This is a genomic window from Ochrobactrum teleogrylli, assembly GCF_006376685.1.
GTDB classification, from domain to species: domain Bacteria; phylum Pseudomonadota; class Alphaproteobacteria; order Rhizobiales; family Rhizobiaceae; genus Brucella; species Brucella teleogrylli.
This window is the reverse complement of the sequence record NZ_VEWL01000005.1, coordinates 146,017-171,086: the sequence shown is the minus strand read 5'-3', so window position 1 is coordinate 171,086 and position 25,070 is coordinate 146,017. Positions and strand designations below refer to the sequence as shown.

Here is a 25,070-nt window from a genome sequence, read left to right as displayed (position 1 = left end):
AATGTGTCGCGTGAATATGACTGAATGCGACACACTTTAAGAAAAAGGGGCCGTGAGGCCCTTTATTTTTGTCGTGAAAACCAGCCGGTCAGCGCAACACCGAGCCAGCCAAGAATCATCAGGCTTCCGCCTGTCGGCGCGGCAAGGGGGAACAGCCGATTGCCGGTGATATCGCGCATGAAAAGATCACCGCAGAAGAGTGCAAGGCCTACGACCAGAAGTGCGCCGCCGATCATGGCTGCGCGGCTTGCAGGTGCCAATAGGGCCAGCACGAACAGGGCTGGCGCGTGCCCCAGAAGCAAAGGTGCTATGCTGCCGAGGTGGTTTTCACCCCCATGGGCAGCGCCCGCATAGGCAGCAATTGCCAGCGCGCCGCAAAGGCCACCGAGCGTGCTGAAAAGAACGTTATAGGGTCTGCCATTCAATAAACTGGACATGATGGCTCGCTGTTCAAACGGTTTCGGTGCTTTTGACGGACTGGCGGGCATCTTCCAATGCGCCGGGCAGGGCGGCTTCGAAGACATCCAGCTGCTCGTCGATTCCCACGCTCACGCGAATGCAGCGGTCGAGAACCGGTGCGCCGGGCTTACGCACGAAAACATCGCGCGCGATCAGTCCATTCATAATGGCGGAGGCGAAGGCTGCATCGCGTCCACAGTCAATAGCCACGAAATTGGTTGCCGAAGGGATGGCGCTCAAGCCATTGGCCGCGGCAATGGCAGCGATACGGTCGCGACCGGCATGGATTTTGCCGACAACGTCCTTGAGATAGGCCTGATCTTTCAGCGCTGCGATAGCTGCTGCCTGCGCGACACGGTTGACGGCGAAATGGTCGCGGATTTTGTCGAATGAGCGGATCGCTTCAGAGCTGCCGACGACATAACCGCAGCGAATGCCCGCCAAACCGTAGGCCTTGGAGAAGGTGCGCATACGCAGAATATTTGGGCGATCTGCTTCGAAAGGTGGGAAGGCCGAATCCGGTCCGGTCTCGCAATAGGCTTCATCCAGAATGAGCATCGTCGTTTCCGGAATCCCGTCGATGAATGACTGAATGTCGGCGCCTTCGTGCCAGGTCCCCATCGGGTTATCCGGGTTGGCCACATAGACGATGGCTGCATTCTCGCGCTTTGCAGTAGCGAGCAGGCCATCCAGATCCGATTTATCATTGCGATAAGGCACCGTCACTAACGCGCCGCCATAACCTGCGACGTGATAATTGAAGGTCGGATAGCCGCCGAGTGAGTTGATGACCTTGTCACCCTCTTGAACATACTGGCGAACGACCAGACCAAGTAGGGCGTCGACGCCAGCACCAGGCATGATATTCTCGGCTTTCAAGCCGTGATGCCCGGCGATGGTATGGCGCAGTTCGTAATTTTCCGGGTCACCATATTTCCAGACCTCTGCAGCTTCGCGCTGCATCGCTTCGATCACCGAAGGTGCTGGGCCGAAACTACTCTCATTGGCGCCAATGCGGGCCTTGAACGGTTTGCCGCGCTGCAATTCCAGCGTTTCGGGGCCGACAAACGGCACGGTTGAAGGCAGCTTTTCCACAAGAGGCGTGAGGCGGGGTGATCCCATGGCGATATCCAGTCAGCTTTCCGTCAGGCAATGAACGCGGCTCGGTCGGGCGAGATGGTCCGCAGCTGCTGCCGCATGGCCGTTCGTCCTCCCGATAATCAGGCATAGCAAGACCTGCCCGTCGGTTCCACCAGAATGGTGAGAAAGGCGTGTTTAGCGGTCCATTTGCTGGTTATGAAAATAGGTGATCAGGGTTGGCGGCATTCGTGATGTGGTCAACGCATCACTTTCATTTAGCTGAGAAAGCGTTGACGATCCCGGATTTTCAATCGGGTACTGTTGATGCGAGGTTCATTGCGATCAGCTGTGCGGCGTGTTCCGTCGTGTCGTTTTGACGAAGGCGATCGATAAAGGTTCGAGGTGCCATAGTAGGAAAGGCGAGGGCCGCTTTTTCGGAGTGTGTTTTCAAACACTGGCCGGCTAAGGCGTGCCCGACGCAAAGCGGAAACCACAGAAGAATGCGTGGCCGTAAGGACTGAAGAAATTCGCATCGCTCGATTAAGTTGGTGCGTTCCGCTTCCGAACAACAATGGCGGATGAAAATGGAGGCCGATGCGGAAAGTTCCGTGTCCAGTGCTGTCGCGAGAAGACGAACAGCATGCTTTAGAACGTTATATTACAAGTCTACGAAGGACCGCGTGGGTGTGGCAATAATTCGATCGCTTTTTCTTTACCAACGAATCGCGCCTCTTGGCGTAATCGAAATCAGGTGTGTCCCGATTTGTCCCTGTCGGCGCTCCGGCGTTGGTCGGAAAGCTCTAGTGAATCTCCAGCACTTTCACACAGGAATCGAGATCATGCGTAGCCAGATGCGCATATCGCATTGTCATTTGCAGCGTCTGATGGCCCAGCCACATCTGCACACGGCGAATATCAATCCCGCCGCGAACGAGGCGCGAAGCACAGGTATGGCGCAGAATATGCGGTACGACCTGATCGTCAGTGCCCAGGCCGACTTCCATCTTGGCTTCGTTCCAGATCTGGCGGAACCGAACCTGATTGAGCATCGAGAATGGGCCTTTGAGGCGCTCATGTGCGATCTTCGTTGCCTTTGCAGCACGGCGGGTGAGGGGAACAGTACGGCTTCTGTTGGATTTGGTGAGCCAGAAGGTGACGCGATGGTCCTGCAAATCGTTCCAGGTCAAACCGATGGCTTCGCCAAGACGGCAGCCCGAATCAACCAGAAATACAGCAAGACGGAAACTGTCTTCGCAGCGCGATTTAATCGCGGCGAACAGGCGCTTTTCTTCCTCATATTCGAGGAAACGGATGCGTCCGACCCGTTCTTTCTGTCGGACGAACTCCGGCAGACTATAGATATCCCCCATTTTATGCGCCTTTCGCAGCAGCTTGCTCAGCGCAGCCATCTTTCTGTTGATGGTTGCATTGCTGTTGCCGCGCTCACGGAGCGTGCCAATAAGGGAATCAAGCATTTCCTGATCGAAACCTGAAAAGCGTTCGCCCTTCAGAATTTCGTCAATCTCGCCGAGAAACGACCTTACATTATACTTGTGCGAGCCGTCATCCCACAGAATGTTTATATATTTTCCCGTCAACTCAGCGATGGAGAATTTCTCCACGAGGCGATGGTTTTGGCTTCTGTCGGATGCGTAGTTCAGATTGTAGTCGATGATTGGCGCGTACTTGTCACCAGAACCGACTTTGGTTTCCCCAATAGTTATCATTTTGCGCCCCCCGGCATTCTCCGGGCTGCACAACTAATGGAATAATTTAAGAAGCACAAGATAAGTAGGCTAATTTTATGCAGAGACATGGTGCGATCCTTGTTTAAGGCCCCCCGTTTGTCCCCATCTTTCTGTTTCTCGGTAATTCCCCTCATCGCCACCGGCCGAAATCCCCATTTCGAGGCGGGTGGTTTCACAACTCTGTGAACAACGATTCTACGATTGCAGACGCCAGCGGTTTCCCGCTGGCGCCTTTGGTTTCAAGCTCGATCTGATTAGAACGAACGCTGGAAACGGACCATGCCGCCGAAAGCGTTGTCTTCGTCAACGACATTACGGTATTCGCCGCCGAACTTGGTGTAGGAAACTTCTGGCGTGATGGTGAAGCCAGGAACCAGTTCGTAAGCAACGTTGGCCGTAACTGCGGTCTTGCCCCAGTCGTCATGCGCGCCCTGAATGTTGATGACAGCCTTGTCGGTTGCCTTGAACTTCAGGCCACCCCAGACAGCCCAATCGCCGCCCCACATGCCGTACATCTGCAGCGGAGATTCTTCCGACGAGTACGCGCCCTGCAACCAAACCGAGAAACGGTCGGTGATGTTGACGTCGCCGCGAACCTTGGCAGCCCACTCTTCGATGACCGAGTCGTAAGCTACGACGCCAGCGATCGAACCCCAGCCGCCAGCATACTTCAGGCCGCCAACAACGTGCGGCATGTAGCCGTCGATGGTGAAGCCGTCGTCACCTTGTTCAAGAGCGATCACAGCCGAGAAGCCGTTGCCGCCGGTGAAGGTGTACGAGATCTTGCCCGTGCGATAGCCGCCAACTGCGACTACGTCATCGTTGATGACATCGCCGAGGTAGCCGGTGAAGGTCTGGAATTCAGACTCATCAATACCGACCTTCAGGCCGCCGAGTTCGATGTAAGCGAACTGCAGAGCAACGTCGGAACCAACGCCACCCCAGACGGTGTCTTCGTCAAACTGGTAGCCGCCGTAATAACCGTCATGACGGGAATTGGCTGCACCGTAGTTGAAGCGGGTTTCGGTGTAGGTCTTCAGCGTGCCGTATTCGGTTTCCGAAGCGGTCGAGGTGCGGAGCGCGAAACGAGCGCCCTTGTCCCAGCCCTTGCGGTCTTCGCCGGTGTAGACGTTGTCGCCGCCCTTTACGTCGTAACGGACGTAACCATGGATGCGCAGGCAGGTTTCGGTGCCTGGGATGTAGAAGTAGCCAGCGCCGTATGCGTCGCAAACGCGAACATATTCAACGGCTTCGGGCTCTGGCGCGACGATTGCGTCGGCAGCCTGAGCGCCGGAAGCTGCAACCAGAGCTGCAGCGGAGCCGAGAAGAAGGCTCTTGATGTTCATTTCTGACCTCCAGTCAAGAATCGGAGGGAAACCAGAAAATACCTATAAATCAGTATGTTACGTATTTTCGAGATTCAAGGTGTCAAAAAACGCTCGCATCGCACGGCCTGAACATGCGTCGAGAAACGGCTCAAAGAGCCGATACTATCGATGATTTTGGGGAAGGAGTTGGAAAGCTGACTGCAGCTAGTGGCGGAGAGGATGGGATTCGAACCCACGAGACCCTTATGAGGTCTACTCCCTTAGCAGGGGAGCGCCTTCGACCACTCGGCCACCTCTCCGGTAAGGGCGAGATAGCCGGTACGCCGAGGCATTTCAAGCGATTTACGCAACAGCTGGTAAAATTTCCTGCGAATTACACGCATTATATATAAGGCAACCATGGTGCAGGCTTGATTTGCGGCGTTTCGGCTTTGCGCTCTTCATTGGTCCGTCGCACAATCATGCCATTCAGAACATTAGAGATTCGGCCTCTCACAAGAGGAATCACCAAGTTACGGACATCCGCAGGACACTTTCTGTTCCCAGGTGGCAAATGGTAGAATCTCGACGCTGTTTTGGCGCTTAACTTAAAAAAATGTACGTTTTCAATCGTTAAGATCGGTTAATTCGTGGTTAGGAATGTTAATAAACTCTAAAGAAGGGCCACCAAAGCTGACAATTTCGTGTCTTTTCTGCAACAACCATTCTGCATAGAGGGCTTGCTGGGGCGGGTAAGCCGTATTCGCAGTTGAAACGAGGGAACGGGCGAGTATCTTCACATCCAGAAGAAGGAGCGCTTCGGGGCGACTTTTTCACAAGGGGATGGGGACAGGTTGTCCTTCAGCCAAATCAAAATGCCCAGACCCGTTTTTAACTTTGACTGGAGGTCAGAAATGAACATCAAGAGCCTTCTTCTCGGCTCCGCTGCAGCTCTGGTTGCAGCTTCCGGCGCTCAGGCTGCCGACGCAATCGTCGCGCCAGAGCCCGAAGCCGTTGAATATGTTCGCGTTTGCGACGCATACGGCGCTGGCTACTTCTACATCCCGGGCACCGAAACCTGCCTGCGCATCCATGGTTACGTCCGTTACGACGTAAAGGGCGGCGACAACGTTTATTCCGGTCAGGACCGTGAAGGTTGGGATAAGTCGGCTCGTTTCGCGCTCCGCACCTCGACCGCTTCGGAAACCGAACTCGGCACCCTGAAGACGTTCACCGAAACCCGTTTCAACTACTCGTCGAGCAACTCGCGTCGTGACGGTTACTACGGCGGTACGGCACCAATCGGCGAGGAAGCTTTCGGCGGCACCAGCTCTGACGTAACGCTGCAGTTCGCTTATATCGAACTCGGCGGCCTGAAGGTCGGTATCGATGAGTCGGAATTCCACACCTTCACCGGCTACCTCGGCGACATCATCAATGATGACGTGGTCTCGGCTGGCGCATACCGCACGGGCAAGATCTCGTACACCTTCACTGGTGGCAACGGCTTCTCGGCTGTGATCGCTCTCGAACAGGGTGGCGACGATGATGGCGGTTTCTCGAATGGCTTCCACGACTATTCGATCGACGGCTACATGCCACACGTTGTTGGCGGCCTGAAGTATGCTGGCGGCTGGGGTTCGATCGCTGGCGTCGTAGCTTACGACTCGGTCATCGAAGAGTGGGCTGCCAAGGTTCGCGGCGACGTCAACATCACCGACCGTTTCTCGCTCTGGTTGCAGGGTGCATACGCTTCGGAAGAATCTCCGGACCAGATGTACGGCCAGTGGGGCGGCGATTGGGCTGTCTGGGGTGGTCTGAAGTTCAAGGCAACCGACAAGGCTGTCTTCAACCTTCAGGGCGCGCATGACGATTGGGGCAAGACCGCAATTGCTGCTAACGTTGCTTACGAGCTGGTTCCTGGCTTCACCATTACGCCAGAAATCAACTACACCCGCTTCAGCAACGACTGGCGCGCCTATGACGGTGGCATCACCGAAAAGGACGCAATCGGCGGCACCATCCGCTTCCAGCGTTCGTTCTAATCCTTTACGGATTGGTTACAGGAAACCCGGCAGCTCAGCTGCCGGGTTTTTTGTTGTTCTCTGATTCGAACGGCTCTTGCATTTGTGGAATGTCCTGTCTTTGTACGAACGAGCTATTGAAATGCGCCGCTCGGACGAAGCGGATCACAGACACGGAAGGTGAGGCGACATGAAAAGCTGGTTCTGGCCGGGGCTAACGTGGACCGCAACACTGACGGCGCTGGCGCTGTGGTTCGGCGTGGATCGTGTTCAGACCGATATTTCCAGCCGCACCTCCGAAGCGCTGGCGCCCTATGTCTGGACGGGTTTTGATATTGAAGGCCGCGATGTCACCCTGAAGGGCATCGCGCCCGACCCGGCAGCGCAAGATGCTGCACGTGCTGCATTGAGCGCTGTGTGGGGAGTAAACGACATCACCGACCTCACATCGGTTCTGCCGGCCGCGTCGCCTTATGTTTTTAAGATAGAGAAGAGCAATGACGGTTTGGTTTTCACCGGCTCTATCCCTGAAAACGCCTTGCGCGACCGCATCATGGAGGCTGCGGAAGCGGCTGCACCGGGCCTGACGCTCGACGATGAAATGGCGCTGGCGCGCGGCAGCTGGCCGCAATTTGCGGATGGCATCCTGTTTGCGCTCTCTCTGACCAAAGGACTTGCCGGTGGCGAGATAACGATCACGGACGGATCGCTTTCGATAAAAGGGAAGGCGGCCAGTGCTGAGCAATATCGGTCGATGGCGGATATTTTGTCCAAGCCGCTGCCATTCGATTTGAAACTGGCGGCATCAGATTTGGTTGAGCCGTGATTCTGCGGATTAAAGCTTCCGTTGCGGTAGGTTAATCCAGCGACTTTCCTGTTCGAAAATGACAGTTTCGCTGTTTCAATTTTTGCTTTCTTATTATGACTGACGGATTGGAATTGACCTATGAAACCCAGTGCAGGTTTTGATGCTTTATCTTGCTGAAACATTCTGGCCCGTTCTTCTCGCGGCGGTATTGATCGGGATCGTTGTCGGATGGCTGAGCGGTCGTAAATAGAGCCGCCATTGCGAGCTGTGCGGGCTTCAAAGCGAGCCTGGAGAATAAAATGCGCCGAATCGAGAGGTTAGGGCGCGTAGTACAGAATACGAGGGAAACCGATATGCCGTTGCTGATCATTCAACTGGCGATCCTTGTTGCAGTGGCGTTTATCGTCGGATGCGTTCTGGGCAGATTGTTCCGACGCAAGAACAAGGCCATGACCGACGAGGAACGCACAATCGTCGCGGCTGCGCTTTCGGCTCCAGCCGTGGATGAGAAGCCGGAGCCGGTTCAGCCCGCGCCTGTGAAAGAGGCGGTGACCGCGCCGCTCACGAAAGACAAGAAGCCCGTAAAGGCGAGCGCGCCGAAGAAAGCGCCTGTGCCGGATGCCGAAGTCGTTGGCGGGCCGCTGCCGGTGCAGCCGGTCCAACCGGAAGAACAGAGTGAGCCGGAAGATCCGGGCCGCCCGGAACTGCTGGATGCGCCGCGCGAAGGCAAAGCAGACGAACTGACCGCGATCAGCGGAATAGGCAAGGCTATTCAATCGATGCTGAATGGGCTTGGCGTCTATCATTATGACCAGATCGCAAACTGGTCGGATGGGGAAGCTGCATGGGTCGAACGTCACATCGGTTTCCCGCGCCGAATCGTGCGCGAAAACTGGATCGGCCAGGCAGAAAGGCTTGTGGAGACCACGATCAAGCCAGCGGCCAAACGGCCAGCCAGAGCCAGGAAGGCTCCAGCCAAGCCGAAAGCAAAGCCTACGAAAAAATCCGACGCATAATCGGAACCGCTCTAGCGGCGCCCGTAAACCAGATCGGTTTCAATATCGGCGGAACCGGTCAGGCGCGCTTTATAGACCTCGTAATTTTCCATCACGCGCTGCACATAATTGCGCGTTTCCGAATAGGGAATGCGCTCGATCCAGTCCACGACCTCTTCAATCGACTGGCCGCGCGGATCGCCATATTTCTCGACCCATTCCGATGCGCGGCGCGGTCCGGCATTATATCCGGCGAAAGTCAGCACATAGGAACCGTTGAAACGGTCGAGCTGTTCACCCAGGAAATGTGCGCCGAGCGTGGCGTTATAGCCTGCGTCGCTCGTGAGGCGCGGTGCGGAGAAGGCCATGCCGTTGCGTGTTGCGACGCTCTTGGCGGTCGCAGGCATCAGCTGCAACAGTCCGCGTGCACCGGCCTTCGAAACTGCGCCGACATTGAACTCGCTTTCCTGACGCGCGATGGCATAGGCAAGCGCCTTGCCCGAGCCGCTGATATTGGCGCTGGCCGGAATGGCGCCGAGCGGATGCGAAAGCGCACCCACATCCAGCCCGCGCAGGGCTGCGGTTTTGCCGACACGCAGTGCCAGATAATGGTTCTCGTTGCGCTCTGCCATGACGGCCAGCAAAGCCAGTTCGCCGACACTGTCGAGTTCCTGCGAAAGCTGCGTATAGATGGATGTCGCCTTGGTGGCATAACCGATTTGTTCGAGACGTTTGATGGCTTGCACCGCATGGCGGTTGGCAAAGCGCGCGCGATCCGTCTCGGTCGGCTTCGGATAGATCAGTTCCGGCGCCTTTTCATCCAGCTTGGCTGCGGAAAGCTGGCCATAGAATGTCGTGCCGAAATGGGCCGAGCGACGATAAAAATCACGGGCATTGCCGCCGCTTCCCGCATCCGCAGCGCGTCCGAGCCAATAATAGGCGCGGGACGCGGAAATTGGACGGGCGGAGATTTCGGCAATTCTGGCGAAATGCGGTGCGGCAGTCTTGGGTTGCTTGAGCGCGCGGAGCGCATACCAGCCAGCATGAAATTCCGCTTCGGCGGCAACCGCTGGCGATTCGGCTGCATGGGCCGCGACTACCTTATAGGCCAGTTGCGGCTTGCCGAGATCGAGCAACTCGCGCGACAGAATACGTCGTTCGGTCCACCATGCGTCCGGATCGACCAGCATGGCTGCCTGACGCGGCGCTTTCAGCATCAACTCGGTCGCGTCATCATAGCGCTCAGTGCGACGCAGATAGCGAATCTTCAAAAACTGATAGGCCGCATTCGCCTGCCATGAACGGTCCACGGCGGCAATCGTCGCCGCTGCGGTGGGCGATTTCTGCGAGACGGCTGCAAAAGCATTATACAGCGACTGGGCCTGCGCGGGACCGGCAAGCAGTTTTGCCGATGCCATACGGTCATTATAGATCGCGCGCAGAAAACGCCGCTGATGGTCTTCCCGTGTCAGGATGCCGTTGAATTCCTTCAGCACTTTCTGCTCGTCTTCAGACGAGAGGCGCTGCGTTGCCCACCAGGGAGACAGGAGTTCGCGGGCTTTGCCGGGATTGCCGATACCGACATAGGCGCGAGCGAGCACGATCATGCCGTCGGTAGTCACCGGGCGACGGCTGCCAAATGCCGCCATGACGGTTCCCGCAGGCGGGTTTTCCTTGAATAGAGCGCGTTCAGAATTGCGCTGAAGCGTGGAAATGCCGGGCCAGCCGGGCAGTTCGGCAGTCGCAGCGGCGATTTCGCTGCTGGTGACGCCTTCGACGCCCGAGGTCGCAATGGCCCAGGTCAGAATCTGCCGGTCGAGCGAACCGCGTGGCATGCCGTTGCGAAAGGCAACCGCACTTGCAACATCTTTCGAATAAAGCGCATCAAGCCCGCTTTTCAGCGTGCCGCCAATGGCCGCCGGGTTTTCCACGCGGCTGAATGACGAGGTGATAACCGGATCGGGCGGTGTGGGACGCGGCGTTGGCGTCACGAGATTCATCGGCGACGCCGGAGACGGTGCTGCGGCAGGCGCAAACGGGCGCACGAGCGGGGTCGGCACTTGGGTCGGCAGTGACGACTGCGCAAACGACGCCGACGGCTGCACGGCAACCGCAATAAGGCATCCTGCAAGCAGGGCTTTTCGTCTGATACTGATCGCTACGACTTCTTTGGACATCCGCACTCTGAAACAAAAATCCGGCCAGCCGGGACTTGGTTGCTGCAAAATATGTTAGCAAAATTCGGCTTTTGTTAGCCTTTCATTTCGCCCGCATATTTTGTCGTCAAGGATAGGCCCCAAGGAATGAAACTATGATTAATAAAAGCTTTATAAGATAGTGCAAACGGCGGCGAAACGGCCATGCGGAATACCGGGCTTTACGGGCTGTCGGGATGAGCGAAGATAACATTGGAATAAAGCCGGAATTTTCGTCGCAAATCTGCCGTAATACCCCTGTTTTCCGCTTGCAATGTGCTTGCTCCATTCGTGCTGCAAGACTATTGTTCAACGCCTCCGCAAACCGCATATGAGGTCGAGCGCCCCTGCGGTTTGAGGTTCTGTCTATCTTTTTCAGGAGTTACTGATGCTGAAGGGCTCAATTACCGCGCTTGTCACGCCATTCGATCGTGAAGGAGCGTTCGATGAAAAAGCTTTTCGTGCATTCGTTGACTGGCAGATAAAAGAGGGCACCAAAGGTCTCGTTCCCGTTGGCACCACCGGCGAAACGCCGACGCTTTCCCATGACGAGCACAAGCGCGTCATCGAGGTCTGCATCGAAGTGGCCGCCGGTCGCGTGCCGGTTATTGCAGGTGCCGGTTCGAACAATACTGTGGAGGCGATTGAACTCGCGCAGCATGCCGAAAAGGCTGGCGCCGACGCCGTGCTGGTGGTGACCCCTTATTACAATAAGCCGACCCAGCGTGGACTTTACGAACACTTCTCGCAGGTTGCGCGTTCGATCTCCATTCCGCTCATCATCTACAATATTCCGGGCCGTTCGGTCATCGACATGACGCCGGAAACGATGGGCGCTCTGGTGCGCGATCACAAGAACATCATCGGTGTGAAGGACGCGACCGGCAAGATCGAGCGCGTTTCAGAACAGCGTGGCACCTGCGGCAAGGATTTCATCCAGCTTTCGGGCGAGGATGCGACCGCGCTCGGCTTCAACGCCCATGGCGGGGTAGGGTGCATTTCGGTGACGTCGAACATCGCGCCGCGTCTATGCGCCGAGTTTCAGGATGCCTGCCAGGCTGGCGATTTCGCCAAGGCGCTGGAACTGCAGGACCGTCTGATGCCGCTGCACAAGGCGCTGTTCATCGAGCCGAACCCGTCTGGCCCGAAATATGCGTTGTCGCGTCTTGGACGCGTCGAAAACAGCCTGCGCTCGCCGATGGTGCAGGTCGAAGCTTCGACGGCGGAGAAGATCGATCACGCCATGAAGCATGCAGGTCTCATCAACTGAGCAGGCATTAGCGTGGCTGCTCGTTAAAAGAATTGCAAGCTGCTGATTTTTACGCTCCCGCCGTCGCGGGAGCGTTTTCATTTTAAATGCAACACATTATATAGTGCAGTTATGAACAAGCCGAAGAATTCCCCTGCACGCAAGATCATCGCGGAAAACCGCAAGGCGCGCTTCAATTTCGAGATTTTGGACACGCTCGAGGCTGGTCTGGTTTTGACCGGCACCGAGGTGAAGTCCCTGCGCGCCAATCAATCGAATATCGCTGAAAGCTATGCCAGCTTCGAGAATGGCGAGTTCTGGCTGATCAACTCTTATATTCCGGAATATACGCAGGGCAATCGCTTCAACCACGAGCCGCGCCGTTTGCGGAAACTTCTGGTGAGCAGCCGCGAAGCATCGCGCCTGTTCAACTCCGTATCGCGTGACGGTATGACGGTCGTTCCGTTGAAGCTCTATTTCAACGATCGCGGACGCGCGAAGCTGGAACTGGCCGTGGCGCGCGGTAAAAAGAATCATGACAAGCGCGAGACGGAAAAGAAGCGCGACTGGGGCCGCGAAAAGGCCCGCTTGCTCCGCGACCGGGGCTGATCGCATTCCAAAGAAAAAGAGCGCCGTCAGGCGCTCTTTTTGATTCAGGTAGAAAAGTGGATTATTCGTCGGGAGGACTCAAAATTCATGCTGGTGCATGGATCGAACCCTGACCGATATCAATAATTCTCTTCGAGATCGTCGTCCTGGCGGCGTGGCGCGCGCTCCGAAGGATCGCGACCGATTTCAGCTTTCAGTGAAACAAGATCGATGAAATGATCGGCCTGACGGCGCAGTTCATCGGAGATCATCGCGGGCTGGGTCGTCAGCGTCGAAACGACGGAAACCTTGCGGCCCTTGCGCTGCAGGGCTTCTGCGAGCGAACGGAAATCGCCGTCGCCGGAGAAGATGACGAAATGATCAACCGTGTCGGTCAGCTGCATGGCATCGACGGTGAGTTCGATGTCCATATTGCCCTTGACCTTGCGGCGACCGGTCGAATCGGTGAATTCCTTGGCGGCCTTGGTGACGACCTTGTAACCGTTATAATCCAGCCAGTCGATCAGTGGGCGGATCGAGGAATATTCCTGATCTTCAACAAGCGCCGTATAATAATAAGCGCGCAGCAAATAACCGCGCTTCTGAAACGCCTTCAGAAGTTTGCGGTAATCGATGTCAAAGCCCAGGGTCTTGGATGCTGCGTATAAATTGGCGCCGTCAATAAAAAGCGCAATTTTTTCACGAGAATCGAACATCGTGCAATATATCCACTCTACAGCCTAACGGGAGTGTGGACCGTCGACCGCGTATTCAGATTTGTTTCACAAACGTCGGCTGGCGAAATATTTCTACCAATAGCGTTTATAGCGTTTCTAAGGACATATTATAGAAAAACAAGCAACCATAGGTTGTTATTTTAGTGAGCTAATTTACCTAATGTAGCAATTTCGATATGGGAACGAATTTTGGTCTGCTTAATATTGTTCCATTTTGAAATGCGATGAGATATTATGCGGTATATCGTTAAAAATCGAGGGTATATGAACGGATTGAGGCTATTTAACGCCTGTAATCCCGCTTTGGCTTGTAATTTCGCCCGACAGGCGTTATGTGCTGAAAAAATCCGTTTAAAGTTCGAAAATGAAAGGGACCGTGTATGGCCCGCGTCACTGTTGAGGACTGCGTAGACAAAGTCGAGAACCGATTCGAGCTGGTTCTGCTCGCCGGTCATCGCGCCCGCCAGATTTCCCAGGGCGCTTCGATCACTGTCGACCGCGACAATGATAAGAACCCCGTCGTTGCGTTGCGCGAAATCGCCGACGAAACGCTTTCGCCGGACGATCTGAAGGAAGACCTGATCCACTCGCTGCAGAAGCATGTGGAAGTGGATGAGCCGGAAGCTGCTGCTCCTGCCCAGATCACCTCGTCGTCCGACGAACTGGCTGAAGGCATTGCCGATGCTGCCGAGGAAGACATCGTGTCTTTCGACCGCATGTCGGAAGAAGAGCTTCTGGCCGGTATCGAAGGTCTGGTCGCTCCGGAAAAGAACGACGACTTCTAATCCGCTATCGGGTTGCCTTTTTATACACGCGCTGCGGCTCATCAGGCCGCGGCGCGTATTTTTACGCGCGTGAACATAAAATGATCGCCGCGGCGGCTTGCAGGAAATTGATTTCTGTCTGAAATTAATCCTGTTGGCAGAAAGTCGGTGCTAAAGCTCGCAAAACACTCGATAATTTGCGAAGTTGTGCTCGGTTGGGTGTCATTGTTTTGCGGCGTGGCCGCGAACCGCCCGGCGTTGGTTTGAGGGAGTTGTCGTAGATGATGCGCCAGTATGAGCTTGTGGAGCGTGTGCAGCGATACAAGCCGGATGTAAACGAGGCGCTTCTCAACAAGGCATATGTCTATGCCATGCAGAAACATGGCAGTCAGAAACGTGCTTCCGGCGACCCTTATTTCTCCCATCCTCTCGAAGTCGCGGCCATCCTCACGGACATGCATCTTGATGAGGCGACGATCGCCATCGCGCTTCTGCACGACACCATCGAAGACACCACCGCGACCCGTCAGGAAATCGACCAGCTGTTCGGACCGGAAATCGGCAAGCTCGTCGAAGGACTGACCAAGCTCAAGAAGCTCGATCTGGTTTCCAAGAAGGCCGTGCAGGCGGAAAACCTGCGCAAGCTGCTTCTGGCCATTGCCGAAGATGTGCGCGTGCTTCTGGTCAAGCTTGCCGACCGTCTGCACAATATGCGCACGCTCGGCGTCATGCGCGAGGACAAGCGCCTGCGCATTGCCGAAGAAACCATGGATATCTATGCGCCACTCGCTGGCCGCATGGGTATGCAGGACATGCGCGAAGAGCTGGAAGAGCTGGCTTTCCGCTATATCAATCCCGATGCATGGCGCGCGGTTACGGACCGTCTGGCTGAACTTCTGGAAAAGAACCGCGGTCTTCTGCAGAAGATCGAAAAGGACCTGTCCGAGATTTTCGAGAAGAACGGCATCAAGGCCAGCGTCAAGAGCCGCCAGAAAAAGGCGTGGTCGGTGTTCCGCAAGATGGAAACCAAGGGTCTGTCCTTCGAGCAGCTTTCCGACATTTTCGGCTTCCGTGTCATGGTCGATACGGTACAGGATTGCTATCGGGCGCTGGGGCTGATCCATACGACGTGGTCGATGGTGCCGGGGCGGTTCAAGGATTATATCTCAACGCCGAAGCAGAACGACTATCGTTCGCTGCACACCACCATTATCGGTCCGTCACGCCAGCGTATCGAACTGCAAATCCGCACCCGTGCGATGGATGAAATCGCCGAGTTCGGCGTGGCGGCGCATTCGATCTATAAGGATCGCGGCAGTGCCAACAATCCGCACGCGATCTCGACGGAAACCAACGCTTATGCCTGGCTGCGCCAGACCATCGAGCAGCTTTCCGAAGGCGACAATCCTGAAGAGTTTCTGGAACATACCAAGCTGGAACTGTTTCAGGATCAGGTTTTTTGTTTCACGCCGAAGGGCCGCCTGATTGCACTGCCACGCGGTGCGACGCCGATCGATTTCGCCTATGCCGTGCACACCGATATTGGTGACAGCTGCGTCGGTGCCAAGGTCAATGGCCGCATCATGCCGCTGATGACCGAGCTGAAGAATGGCGACGAAGTGGATATCATTCGCTCCAAGGCGCAGGTTCCGCCTGCGGCCTGGGAATCGCTTGTGGCGACCGGCAAGGCGCGCGCTGCGATCCGCCGCGCGACCCGCTCCGCCGTGCGCAAGCAATATTCCGGCCTCGGTATGCGTATTCTGGAACGCGCTTTCGAGCGCGCCGGAAAACCATTCAGCAAGGATATCCTGAAGCCGGGCCTGCCGCGTCTGGCGCGCAAGGATGTGGAAGACGTGCTGGCCGCCGTCGGACGCGGAGAGTTGCCGTCCACCGATGTGGTGAAGGCCGTTTATCCAGACTATCAGGATACGCGTGTCACAACGCAGAACAATCCCGCCAAGACCGGCGAAAAAGGCTGGTTCAACATTCAAAACGCCGCCGGGATGATCTTCAAGGTTCCCGAAGGCAGCGAAGGCTCCGAGGCCGATAAGGGCAAGGATCAGGAAAGCGCGCCGAAGCCGGGCAAGCGTGCTCTGCCAATCCGTGGCACCAATTCCGATCTGCCGGTGCGCTTTGCGCCGGAAGGTGCGGTGCCGGGTGACCGTATTGTCGGCATTCTCCAGCCTGGCGCCGGTATCACGATCTATCCGATCCAGTCACCGGCGCTGACCGCCTATGACGATCAGCCGGAACGCTGGATCGATGTGCGTTGGGATATCGATGAGACGATGCATGAGCGCTTTCCGGCCCGCGTCAGCGTCTCGGCGATCAATTCGCCGGGCTCATTGGCGGAAATCGCCCAGATTGTTGCGGCCAACGACGCCAATATTCACAATCTCTCCATGGTGCGCACCGCACCGGACTTTACCGAAATGATCATCGACGTCGAGGTGTGGGATTTGAAGCACCTCAACCGCATCATTTCCCAATTGAAAGAAAGCGCGAGCGTCAGCGGCGCCAAGCGCGTGAACGGATAGGACCAAAATGAACACCGAAGGCGTGCTTGCCGTCTTCCGCGAAGCGGGAGCGATCCTCGAAGGCCATTTCATTCTCACTTCCGGCCTTCGCAGCCCTATTTTCCTTCAGAAGGCGCGTGTGTTCATGCATGCCGACAAGACGGAAAAACTGTGCAAGGCGCTGGCAGAAAAGATCAAGGCGGCCAATCTCGGTCCCATCGACTATGTGGTCGGCCCGGCCATTGGTGGCCTTATCCCGTCTTATGAAACCTCGCGTCATCTGGGGGTGCCGTCGGTCTGGGTCGAGCGCGAAAACGGCGTTTTCCGCCTGCGCCGCTTCGATGTGCCCAAGGGCGCGCGCGTCGTGATCGTGGAAGATATCGTGACGACCGGCCTGTCGATCCGCGAAACCATCGACTGCATGAAGGAGCTGGGCATCGAGGTTGTTGCTGCGGCCTGCATCGTTGACCGGTCGGCGGGCAAGGCTGATGTTGGCACCAAGCTGATCGCGCTTGCGGAATATGAAGTGCCAGCTTACCCCGCCGATAATCTGCCGCCAGAACTGGCGGCGATCCCGGCCATCAAGCCGGGCAGCCGCAATATTTGATGGTTATTTCTTGCCGGGAAGTTCTTTAGAAACGTTGTATATTAAAAGACTTTCTGGCTAGATATAATATAAGTGTTGATGCCGCAGCGCTATTAAAGCTCTGCGGTGAGATTCCCCTTTACGTGGGGCCTTTTATTTACGTAATCTAGATGGTTGATAGAAGAGTCCGATCAGTTCTCGCCGACAGGAATCCATCGTGGCTGTAGCACCTTTAGTTTTCGATCCGAAATCGCCTTTTCGCGCGCCGTGCGGCATCTGTGTCGACTGCGATGTGCGCCGTATGGCGGTTTGTGCTGCGCTCGACGACGGCGATCTTGGTGCGCTGGAAGCGATCATGACGTCCAAAAGGCTGGATGCGAACGAGATGCTGGTCGAGGAGGGTGAGCTGAAGGGGCGGGTCTTCAGCCTGACGTCCGGTATGTTGCGCATCTATACCTCTCTACCGGATGGGCGCCGCCAGATTGCGGGCTTCCTGTTTCCCGGCGATTATCTCGGTCTTGCCGACGATGATGTCTATTCGCAGTCGGCGGAAGCAGTGGTGCCTTCGGTCCTGTGTGCCTTCTCCACGAAGGAAATGGAAAATCTGATGGAGCGCTTTCCAAAGCTCAAGGAAAGGCTGCACCAGATGACGCGGGCTGCACTGCGCACCGCGCGCGACAACCAGCTCGTGCTCGGTCGTCTTGCGCCGGTGGAAAAACTTGCGAGCTTCCTGCTGGTTCTGTCCTCCCGCGCCGAAAAGCGCGGTGAACGCTCCAATCCGGTGCATCTGTCGATGAACCGTACGGATATCGCGGATTATCTGGGGCTTACCATCGAAACGGTGAGCCGAAGCTTCACCAAGCTGAAGAGCCAGGGCCTGATCCAGCTCATCGACGCCAATACGGTCGAAATTCTGTCGCGCCGTTCGCTTGCAGCTGTTGCGGGCATGGATTTCGACGCACTTTAAAACTGTCTAAAGTCGATCTGTTGTAATCGCTCTAATTCTTTGTTTTAGCGTATATTCTGCCTGATCGAAGCTGGGCCTGAGATCAGTCCGGTGCGCTGATTTCACCGTATAGGCGTGCAGCACTTCTGCTGAAAATTCTCCAGCTCCCAATACTCTGCTCATTCATCGTCACCCGTTGATTCAAATCAATGCGGGGTGCCGCTTTGCCCTGTAATTCTTACCATAAAGATTGATGCGGCTACAAAAGGGACGGCCGCGCGGTAAATGGGGAGAAAGACGGGTGCTCTTGTGGCTGGTCACTGCAACATTGGCTGTCATTCATGCGGTATACCGTGCCGCATCATGCCGTCCAGTCCTGCAGGTTGCAATTCCGGTTCAGGCATCGGCGTCTCCATTCGCACTGGCCGAACTTCGCCAGTCCGCGCGCCGCGCGAGGTGGGTGCGCCATGCATGAAGAAGCGATAAAGCGTTACGCTGCACTTGCTGTTCCGCGCTATACGTCCTTTCCGACGGCTGCCGATTTCGTTCCCTTCGCATCCGAGACTGCGCATCGCTGGCTTCGCCAGATTGGCCCGGGCGAGGGCACCTCACTCTACATCCATGTGCCTTATTGCAAGCAGCTCTGCTATTATTGTGGCTGCCACGCCAAGGTCGCCATACGCGACGATGTCGTCGAGAGTTTCTATCATTCGCTATTGAACGAAATCGAAACGGTGGGCCATGTGCTGACCGGCCGTCCGCGCGTCACCCATCTGCACTGGGGCGGCGGAACGCCTTCGATCCTGAATTCTTCCCAGTTTCTGGAAATTATCACAGCGCTGCGCTCTGTGTTCGAATTTGCGCCGACGATGGAGCATGCCATTGAGCTTGATCCGCGCTCTGTCACGCCGGACCTCGTCAGGACGCTGGCTTTCATGGGCGTCAACCGCGCCAGCCTTGGCGTCCAGGATATCGATATTCGTGTGCAAAAGGCCATTGGCCGGGTGCAGATGATGGAAACCGTGTCGGAAGCCACATGGCTTTTGCGCGGTGAGGGCATCGAGAAAATCAATTTCGATCTCATCTATGGTCTACCGATGCAGACGGTGGACAGTCTGCGCCGCACCTGCGAGACGGTTGCCGCGCTACGTCCGGACCGCGTTGCCTGCTATGGTTATGCACATCTGCCGCAGCGCCGCGCCAACCAGCGACTGATCGATGCGAGCCAACTGCCCGACGCTGAAGCGCGCTTTGCGCAGTCGCGAGTGGTGGCTGACTGTTTTTCCGCTCTCGGCTACGAGCCGGTGGGTATAGATCACTATGCCTTGCCGAACGATGCGCTGGCCGTTGCTTCCCGCAAGGGGCTGCTGCATCGCAATTTCCAGGGCTATACCACGGATCGAAGCCAGACCCTGATCGGTTTTGGGCCGTCCTCCATCTCGCAATTTCCGGGCGGCTATGCGCAGAACATTCCCGATATCGGGCAGTATCGCAAGACCGTCGATGCGGGCGAACTTGCCACGGTGCGCGGCTATACCATGCGCGAAAGCGACCGGCTGCGTTCGGCAATTATCACCGCGCTGATGTGCAATTTTGAGGTCGATCTCGATGATGTGGCGCCGGGTATGGAGTTCTCTGATGAACTCGCCTTGCTGCGCCCGCTGGTCGCCGATGGTCTGGTCGAAGTGAAGGGTAGCCTCATCCGCGCTACTGAAGACGGCAAGCCGCTGATCCGCCTCGTCGCGGCGGCCTTTGACGAATTTCGCAGGGAAACGGTGCAAGGCTTCAGCTTCGCCGTGTGATCTGCATTTGATCGAGCGGTTCCGAGGAACCGTTCTGGAGATGCCGCTGTACCGGGCCGTCAAAAGGTCAGTGGCATGGGAGCGCCGCCGTTGGGGGACGTGCGGCGCTCCCCCTCTTCGGGGGAGCGCTTTTCAAGTTCGGGCTCAGGCTTTCGCTTTGCGGTTCTTTTCCAGCTTTGGCAGGAAGACAGTCAGAAGGCCGAGCAATGGCAGGTACGAGCAGATCGTATAGACGAACTCGATGCCCTTGCGGTCGGCGACGATGCCAAGAACTGCGGCTGCGATGCCAGCCATGCCGAAGGCAAAGCCGAAGAACAGACCGGACACCATGCCTACACGTCCCGGAAGCAGTTCCTGCGCAAAGACCACGATGGCAGGGAAGGCCGAGGCCAGGATGAAGCCGATGATCACGGTCAGCACAGCCGTCATCTCAAGATTTGCGTAAGGCAAAGCCAGAGTGAAGGGCAAAACGCCGAGGATCGACACCCAGATCACTTTGCGCGTTCCGATGCGATCACCGATCGGGCCACCAAATATCGTTCCCGCGGCCACAGCGCCGAGGAAGAGGAACAGCAGGATCTGCGAGGTCTGCACCGACACGCCGAAATGGTGGATCGTGTAGAAGGTGTAGTAGCTCGTCAGGCTCGCCATGTAGATATATTTGGTGAAGATCAGCAGCGCGAGCACGGCCACCGTGGCGATTACGCGGTTACGCGGCAGCGGCAGCGTCTTGTCAGGCTGAGCCCTGCGGGCATTGGCCAAACGATAGCGATTGTACCAGTTGCCGACATACCAGAGCAGCAACATGCCCGCCAAAGCTGCGATCGAGAACCACGAAACGCTGATCTGGCCGAAGGGCAGCACGACGAATGCCGCAAGCAGCGGGCCGATTGACGAACCGAAGTTACCGCCCACCTGAAACAGCGATTGTGCGAAACCGTGCTTGCCGCCCGAGGCCAGTCGTGCAACCCGCGATGCTTCCGGATGGAAAACGGACGAGCCGAAGCCGACGCAGGCAGCGCCCATCAGCAGTACCGAATAATGATGCGCGGTCGCCAGCAGCACGAGGCCGACAAGTGTGCAACCCATGCCGAAAGACAGCGAATAAGGCATCGGCTTGCGGTCGGTATAGATGCCGACGAGCGGCTGCAAAATGGATGCCGTCATCTGGAAAGTGAAGGTGAGAAGACCAATCTGCCAGAAGGACAGGCTGTAATTGTCCTTCAGCATCGGATAGATGGCCGGAAGGAGCGACTGCATCATGTCGTTCAGAAAGTGGCCCATGCTTGTGGCCAATATGATGGTGAGGACCGTATTGTCCGCACCGCTGTTGGACGGCTGCTGCGCAGCACTCATGCTCATAATGCGACTCCTCGAACACATCCCGAAAAGCATCAGCGGTTTTCGGATAAGATGTGCGTTAAAATAAACGTGCAGAGCGCCGACCCAATTCAATCAGATCAAACGCATTTTATAAGAAGTATCCGTCTTTCGTTCCAACCTTCCCGCATATTGGAAAGAAAAGGAGCGTTTGGATGCCATTCCGAAAGGAGATTTCGTCAAGCGTACTCTCCAGTTCTCTCTTCATAAGCATATTGCTCGCCGCCCGCTTTCGTGATTTGGTCCATTACTTGTCAGAGTGGGCCAAGCTAAGCTGTTTAAGAACGAATTTGAGATGAAGCCGCCATCGCCATCACGTCTTTTCTTACCCGAGAGCGAGGAACTGCAAAGATTCCACGAAGACCGCGTGGCGATGCTGGAGACCATGACCGGGCCGGTAGTGGCGCTTCCGACGAAATATCCCGACGGCTATTTCGTACCGCTCCACAGCCATTCGCGTGCGCAGCTGTTGTGTGCTTCGCAGGGCGTCGTTCTGGTTACAACCAATGCCGGTCGCTGGATGATCCCCGGCGATCATGCCATGTGGATACCGGCTGGCATCGAGCATTCGGTCGAGATCGTCGGCGATGTCTATATGCGCTCGATCTATATCAGCACCGATGCCGTATCCGGCGTGCCCGACTATCTGCATGTCGTGGGGCTGACCGATCTGATGCGCTGTCTCATCATCGATGCGACCATGATCGACAGCATACCGGAAGCGGGCAGCCGCGACGCGCTGGTTATCGAACTGATCCTGCGTGATCTGCATACGCTGCCGCAAAGGTCGCTTGGACTGCCCATTCCGAACGACCCGCGCTTGCAAAAGCTCTGTCGCGACTTTGTCAAGAACCCATCTTCGCGCGTCACAATCGATGACTGGGCGGACAGGCTTGCCATGAGCAGGCGCTCCTTTACCCGGCATTTCCAGCGCGAGACAGGGGTGAGCCTTTCGGTGTGGCGTCAGCAGGCCTGTCTCTTCGCCGCCGTTCCCCGGCTTTCGGAAGGAGAAGCCGTAACCAGCGTGGCGCTCGATCTCGGCTATGACAGTGTTTCGGCCTTTACGACAATGTTTCGCCGCATGCTGGGCGTATCCCCTCGTCATTACCAGCCGAAACCAGAGCTGGCGCCGACAGAATACCGCGATGCATGATCGATAGGATGATCTAATAAAAGCAATTGTTTCCGCTCGAGGAGAGCAGTATTAAGAGCCCATGTTGTTCCAACGCCGAAATCCGCTGACCCGACGCGAGCGCCTGAGACTTATGCTCTGGCCGCGTCGCTCCTTTTCCCGTTCTTTCAAGTACGGGGGCAAGAGGATTCTGCGCATCACCGCGTCGCCGCATGCGGTGGCGGCAGGATTGGCTGTGGGTGTCTTCTCGGCATTCACCCCGTTCTTCGGCTTTCATCTGATCATTGCGATTGTGCTTGCCTATTTTCTGGCAGGAAATATTGCAGCTGCCGCCATCGGCACCACGCTGGCCAATCCGCTGACTTTACCCTTCATCTGGGGCAGCACGTTCGAACTGGGCCGCTTCATCATGAATGGCAGTGTAGATGCAGCGCCGCCTGTGCATTTTGGCCGTGCTCTCGAAACGATGCATTTCGATGAAATCTGGACGCCGCTTCTGAAGCCGATGCTGTTCGGTTCGACAATTCTGGGCGCAGCCTGCGCCGTGCTTGTCTATTTTGTGACACGCTATGCTGTCTCGGGCTTTCGCCGTCGTCGTGTGGAGCGACTGGCTGAAAAGCACAGGCTGCACGGCGAACGGGGGCTGCAGCAAACATGATCGTCGGAATAGGCAGTGACCTTATCGATATCCGGCGTATCGAAAAAGCGCTTGAGCGGCACGGCGACCGCTTCCGCAATCGGGTTTATACCGAAATCGAACAGAAGAAATCGGATGGACGCCAGCAGCGGGCTGCATCCTATGCCAAGCGCTTCGCCGCCAAGGAAGCTTGCGCCAAGGCGCTCGGCACCGGCATTGCGCGCGGTGTGTTCTGGCGCGACATGGGGGTGGTGAACCTGCCCTCCGGCAAGCCCACCATGCATCTGACGGGCGGAGCTGCCACCCAGTTGCAGAAACTCCTGCCGCCGGGAACACGCGCTGCCATACATCTGACAATTACCGATGATTTTCCTCTCGCGCAGGCTTTCGTGATCATCGAGGCGTTGCCGGAACCGGCTTGAGCGGTTTTGGTAGCCCACACGAAACTTGTTGGGATTGTGACAGGTAAACTCCTGCTCATAATCGTGCGAGAAAGCAGTGCGCGGATTGCCTCACGCAATCTTAGCGGTTATTAGATCGCGTTATCGCAAGCGGAGAGACAATGAGCGTGTCCAGCAAGAGTGAAACCAAGAAGTCCGGCGGCCTCGGCGAAACCATCAGCGTTATCGTGCAGGCGCTGCTGCTGGCGCTGGTGATCCGCACCATTCTTTTCCAGCCATTCAGCATTCCATCGGGCTCGATGCGCCCGACGCTTCTGGAAGGCGATTATCTGTTCGTGTCGAAATATGCCTATGGCTATTCGCGCTTTTCGCTGCCTTTTGGTCTCGACCTTTTTTCGGGACGTATCTGGAGCGCGGAACCGAAGCGCGGCGACGTGGTGGTTTTCAAGCTGCCGAGCGACACGTCCGTTGATTACATCAAGCGTGTGATCGGCCTGCCGGGTGACCGCGTGCAGATGCGCGGTGGTGTGCTTTATATCAACGACCAGCCGGTCAAGCGCGACCGCATCGGCACCATCGACAATCCCGATGTGACGGAAGAAAACCGTCCGGTCGAGGTCTATCGTGAGACGTTACCGGATGGCGTGACCTACGACACGCTTGATCTTGCACCCAATTCCATCGGCGACGATACCCGCGTCTTCGAAGTGCCAGCCGGTCATTACTTCATGATGGGCGACAATCGCGACAACTCGCTCGATAGCCGTTTCGGCGTCGGCTATGTGCCGTTCGAGAACCTCGTCGGTCGCGCCAATATTATTTTCTTCTCCATCGCGGACAAAGCCAGCCCGCTGGAAATCTGGAAATGGCCGACCGATGTGCGTTTCAGCCGTCTGTTCAGTTCTGTGAATGCTGCGCCCCACACGGCCGTCACCGGAAACTGAGATGGTTTCCGCAGGGCAGGCAGCATCCATTCTGGAAGAGCGCACAGGACACCGTTTTCTTAATTTGAAACGGCTGGAACGTGCGCTCACGCATTCAAGTGTACAGGCCCCATCGCGGGCGAATTATGAGCGGCTGGAATTTCTCGGCGACCGTGTGCTGGGGCTCGCTGTCGCAGAAATGCTGTTCGAGGCATTTCCCGAGGCTTCCGAAGGCGAATTGTCGGTGCGCCTCAACGCGCTCGTCAATGCCGAAACCTGTGCGGCGATTGCCGACGAAATCGGTCTCGCCAATTTCATTCACACCGGCTCCGATATCAAATCGCTGAACGACAAGCGCCTCATGAATGTGCGCGCCGATGTCGTGGAAGCGCTGATCGCGACGATCTATCTCGACGGCGGCCTTGAAGCCGCGCGCTCCTTCATTAAGCGTTATTGGAAGAAACGGTCGCTGGAGACCGGCGCAGGGCGCCGCGATGCCAAGACGGAATTGCAGGAATGGGCGCATCAGCAGGGCAATGTGCACCCGTCCTATTCGGTCCTGAGCCGCAGCGGCCCGGACCATGACCCGCTTTTCGTGGTCGAAGTTCAGGTGAAAGGCTTTGCGCCGGAAAACGGTGAGGGGCGCTCCAAGCGCATCGCCGAACAGAGTGCTGCAGAGGCCATGCTCTACCGCCAAGGCGTGTGGAAGCGCGACGAAACTATATGACGCAAGAACTCACGTTTTTTCAATCGAGATCGGTTATAATCGATCGATTGCGACAAATTTCGTTGT

Annotated in this window: 22 protein-coding genes and 1 tRNA gene; 15 read left to right on the top strand and 8 right to left on the bottom strand. The window is 56.5% G+C overall.

Annotation, left to right across the window (positions count from 1 at the left end; all coding sequences use genetic code 11):
• Nucleotides 1–62 precede the first annotated feature (62 nt).
• The 5 genes from FIC94_RS10730 to FIC94_RS10710 form a co-directional block, all read right to left on the bottom strand.
• The gene (locus tag FIC94_RS10730; protein WP_140024855.1) at nt 63–437 is read right to left on the bottom strand and encodes a DUF423 domain-containing protein; all 375 of its coding nucleotides are present in this window, start codon (nt 435–437) and stop codon (nt 63–65) included.
• A 13-nt stretch (nt 438–450) separates the two neighbouring features.
• The gene (locus tag FIC94_RS10725; protein WP_140024854.1) at nt 451–1,581 is read right to left on the bottom strand and encodes a pyridoxal phosphate-dependent aminotransferase; all 1,131 of its coding nucleotides are present in this window, start codon (nt 1,579–1,581) and stop codon (nt 451–453) included.
• A gap of 758 nt (nt 1,582–2,339) precedes the next feature.
• Entirely contained in the window at nt 2,340–3,266 is a 927-nt protein-coding gene (locus FIC94_RS10720; RefSeq protein ID WP_109368632.1) for a tyrosine-type recombinase/integrase, read from the bottom strand.
• A gap of 275 nt (nt 3,267–3,541) precedes the next feature.
• On the bottom strand, nt 3,542–4,633 hold the full coding sequence (locus tag FIC94_RS10715) for a porin (protein ID WP_140024853.1): 1,092 nt from the start codon (nt 4,631–4,633) through the stop codon (nt 3,542–3,544).
• A 190-nt stretch (nt 4,634–4,823) separates the two neighbouring features.
• Nucleotides 4,824–4,914: transfer RNA gene (locus tag FIC94_RS10710), tRNA-Ser, on the bottom strand.
• A 594-nt stretch (nt 4,915–5,508) separates the two neighbouring features.
• Here FIC94_RS10710 and FIC94_RS10705 point away from each other — a divergent pair.
• From FIC94_RS10705 to FIC94_RS10695, 3 genes are all read left to right on the top strand, one after another.
• Nucleotides 5,509–6,639: a porin gene (locus FIC94_RS10705; protein ID WP_140024852.1), complete on the top strand. Its 1,131-nt coding sequence runs from the start codon at nt 5,509–5,511 to the stop codon at nt 6,637–6,639.
• Between the two features lie 169 nt (nt 6,640–6,808).
• Nucleotides 6,809–7,444, top strand: a complete 636-nt coding sequence (locus FIC94_RS10700) for a BON domain-containing protein (protein ID WP_140024851.1) — start codon at nt 6,809–6,811, stop codon at nt 7,442–7,444.
• A 335-nt stretch (nt 7,445–7,779) separates the two neighbouring features.
• Complete coding sequence (locus FIC94_RS10695; RefSeq protein ID WP_140024850.1) at nt 7,780–8,442, top strand: helix-hairpin-helix domain-containing protein; 663 nt, start codon at nt 7,780–7,782, stop codon at nt 8,440–8,442.
• A gap of 11 nt (nt 8,443–8,453) precedes the next feature.
• Here FIC94_RS10695 and FIC94_RS10690 read toward each other — a convergent pair whose 3' ends face one another.
• Nucleotides 8,454–10,598 carry a lytic transglycosylase domain-containing protein gene (locus tag FIC94_RS10690; RefSeq protein ID WP_140024849.1) on the bottom strand — a complete coding sequence of 715 codons (2,145 nt, stop codon included), beginning with the start codon at nt 10,596–10,598 and terminating at the stop codon, nt 8,454–8,456.
• A gap of 406 nt (nt 10,599–11,004) precedes the next feature.
• Between FIC94_RS10690 and dapA the strand changes: the two genes are divergently transcribed.
• Both dapA and smpB read left to right on the top strand, forming a co-directional pair.
• Entirely contained in the window at nt 11,005–11,886 is an 882-nt protein-coding gene (dapA, locus tag FIC94_RS10685) for a 4-hydroxy-tetrahydrodipicolinate synthase (protein WP_109368638.1), read from the top strand.
• Nucleotides 11,887–11,997: 111 nt separating this feature from the next.
• Nucleotides 11,998–12,474 (top strand): SsrA-binding protein SmpB, encoded by a 477-nt coding sequence (gene smpB / locus FIC94_RS10680; RefSeq protein ID WP_109368639.1) that lies wholly within the window; start codon nt 11,998–12,000, stop codon nt 12,472–12,474.
• Between the two features lie 119 nt (nt 12,475–12,593).
• On the opposite strand, the gene FIC94_RS10675 is transcribed toward smpB, so the two are convergent.
• Nucleotides 12,594–13,169 carry a LabA-like NYN domain-containing protein gene (locus tag FIC94_RS10675; protein WP_109368640.1) on the bottom strand — a complete coding sequence of 192 codons (576 nt, stop codon included), beginning with the start codon at nt 13,167–13,169 and terminating at the stop codon, nt 12,594–12,596.
• A 401-nt stretch (nt 13,170–13,570) separates the two neighbouring features.
• Here FIC94_RS10675 and rpoZ point away from each other — a divergent pair, with 401 nt between their 5' ends.
• The 5 genes from rpoZ (at nt 13,571) to hemN (ending at nt 19,804) form a co-directional block, all read left to right on the top strand.
• Nucleotides 13,571–13,975 (top strand): DNA-directed RNA polymerase subunit omega, encoded by a 405-nt coding sequence (rpoZ, locus tag FIC94_RS10670; RefSeq protein ID WP_109368641.1) that lies wholly within the window; start codon nt 13,571–13,573, stop codon nt 13,973–13,975.
• A gap of 260 nt (nt 13,976–14,235) precedes the next feature.
• Nucleotides 14,236–16,491, top strand: a complete 2,256-nt coding sequence (locus FIC94_RS10665) for a RelA/SpoT family protein (RefSeq protein ID WP_140024848.1) — start codon at nt 14,236–14,238, stop codon at nt 16,489–16,491.
• A 7-nt stretch (nt 16,492–16,498) separates the two neighbouring features.
• Entirely contained in the window at nt 16,499–17,077 is a 579-nt protein-coding gene (gene pyrE, locus FIC94_RS10660) for an orotate phosphoribosyltransferase (protein ID WP_140024847.1), read from the top strand.
• A 280-nt stretch (nt 17,078–17,357) separates the two neighbouring features.
• Entirely contained in the window at nt 17,358–18,023 is a 666-nt protein-coding gene (locus FIC94_RS10655; RefSeq protein WP_210261576.1) for a helix-turn-helix domain-containing protein, read from the top strand.
• Nucleotides 18,024–18,469: 446 nt separating this feature from the next.
• Nucleotides 18,470–19,804 (top strand): oxygen-independent coproporphyrinogen III oxidase, encoded by a 1,335-nt coding sequence (gene hemN / locus FIC94_RS10650; protein ID WP_140024846.1) that lies wholly within the window; start codon nt 18,470–18,472, stop codon nt 19,802–19,804.
• Nucleotides 19,805–19,948: 144 nt separating this feature from the next.
• On the opposite strand, the gene FIC94_RS10645 is transcribed toward hemN, so the two are convergent.
• Nucleotides 19,949–21,166, bottom strand: a complete 1,218-nt coding sequence (locus FIC94_RS10645; RefSeq protein ID WP_121535571.1) for an MFS transporter — start codon at nt 21,164–21,166, stop codon at nt 19,949–19,951.
• Nucleotides 21,167–21,479: 313 nt separating this feature from the next.
• On the opposite strand from FIC94_RS10645, the gene FIC94_RS10640 reads away from it, so the two are divergent.
• The 5 genes from FIC94_RS10640 (at nt 21,480) to rnc (ending at nt 25,004) form a co-directional block, all read left to right on the top strand.
• Complete coding sequence (locus tag FIC94_RS10640; RefSeq protein ID WP_121535574.1) at nt 21,480–22,337, top strand: AraC family transcriptional regulator; 858 nt, start codon at nt 21,480–21,482, stop codon at nt 22,335–22,337.
• A 61-nt stretch (nt 22,338–22,398) separates the two neighbouring features.
• On the top strand, nt 22,399–22,974 hold the full coding sequence (gene bspA / locus FIC94_RS10635) for a type IV secretion system effector BspA (protein WP_109368648.1): 576 nt from the start codon (nt 22,399–22,401) through the stop codon (nt 22,972–22,974).
• Nucleotides 22,971–23,375: a holo-ACP synthase gene (gene acpS, locus FIC94_RS10630; RefSeq protein WP_140024845.1), complete on the top strand. Its 405-nt coding sequence runs from the start codon at nt 22,971–22,973 to the stop codon at nt 23,373–23,375. Before bspA ends, acpS begins: the two co-directional genes overlap by 4 nt.
• Before the next feature lie 140 nt (nt 23,376–23,515).
• A complete protein-coding gene (lepB, locus tag FIC94_RS10625) occupies nt 23,516–24,298 on the top strand; it encodes a signal peptidase I (protein WP_121535580.1) in 783 nt (260 codons plus the stop codon).
• A 1-nt stretch (nt 24,299) separates the two neighbouring features.
• Complete coding sequence (gene rnc / locus FIC94_RS10620) at nt 24,300–25,004, top strand: ribonuclease III (RefSeq protein ID WP_121535583.1); 705 nt, start codon at nt 24,300–24,302, stop codon at nt 25,002–25,004.
• The last annotated feature ends 66 nt before the right edge of the window (nt 25,005–25,070 follow it).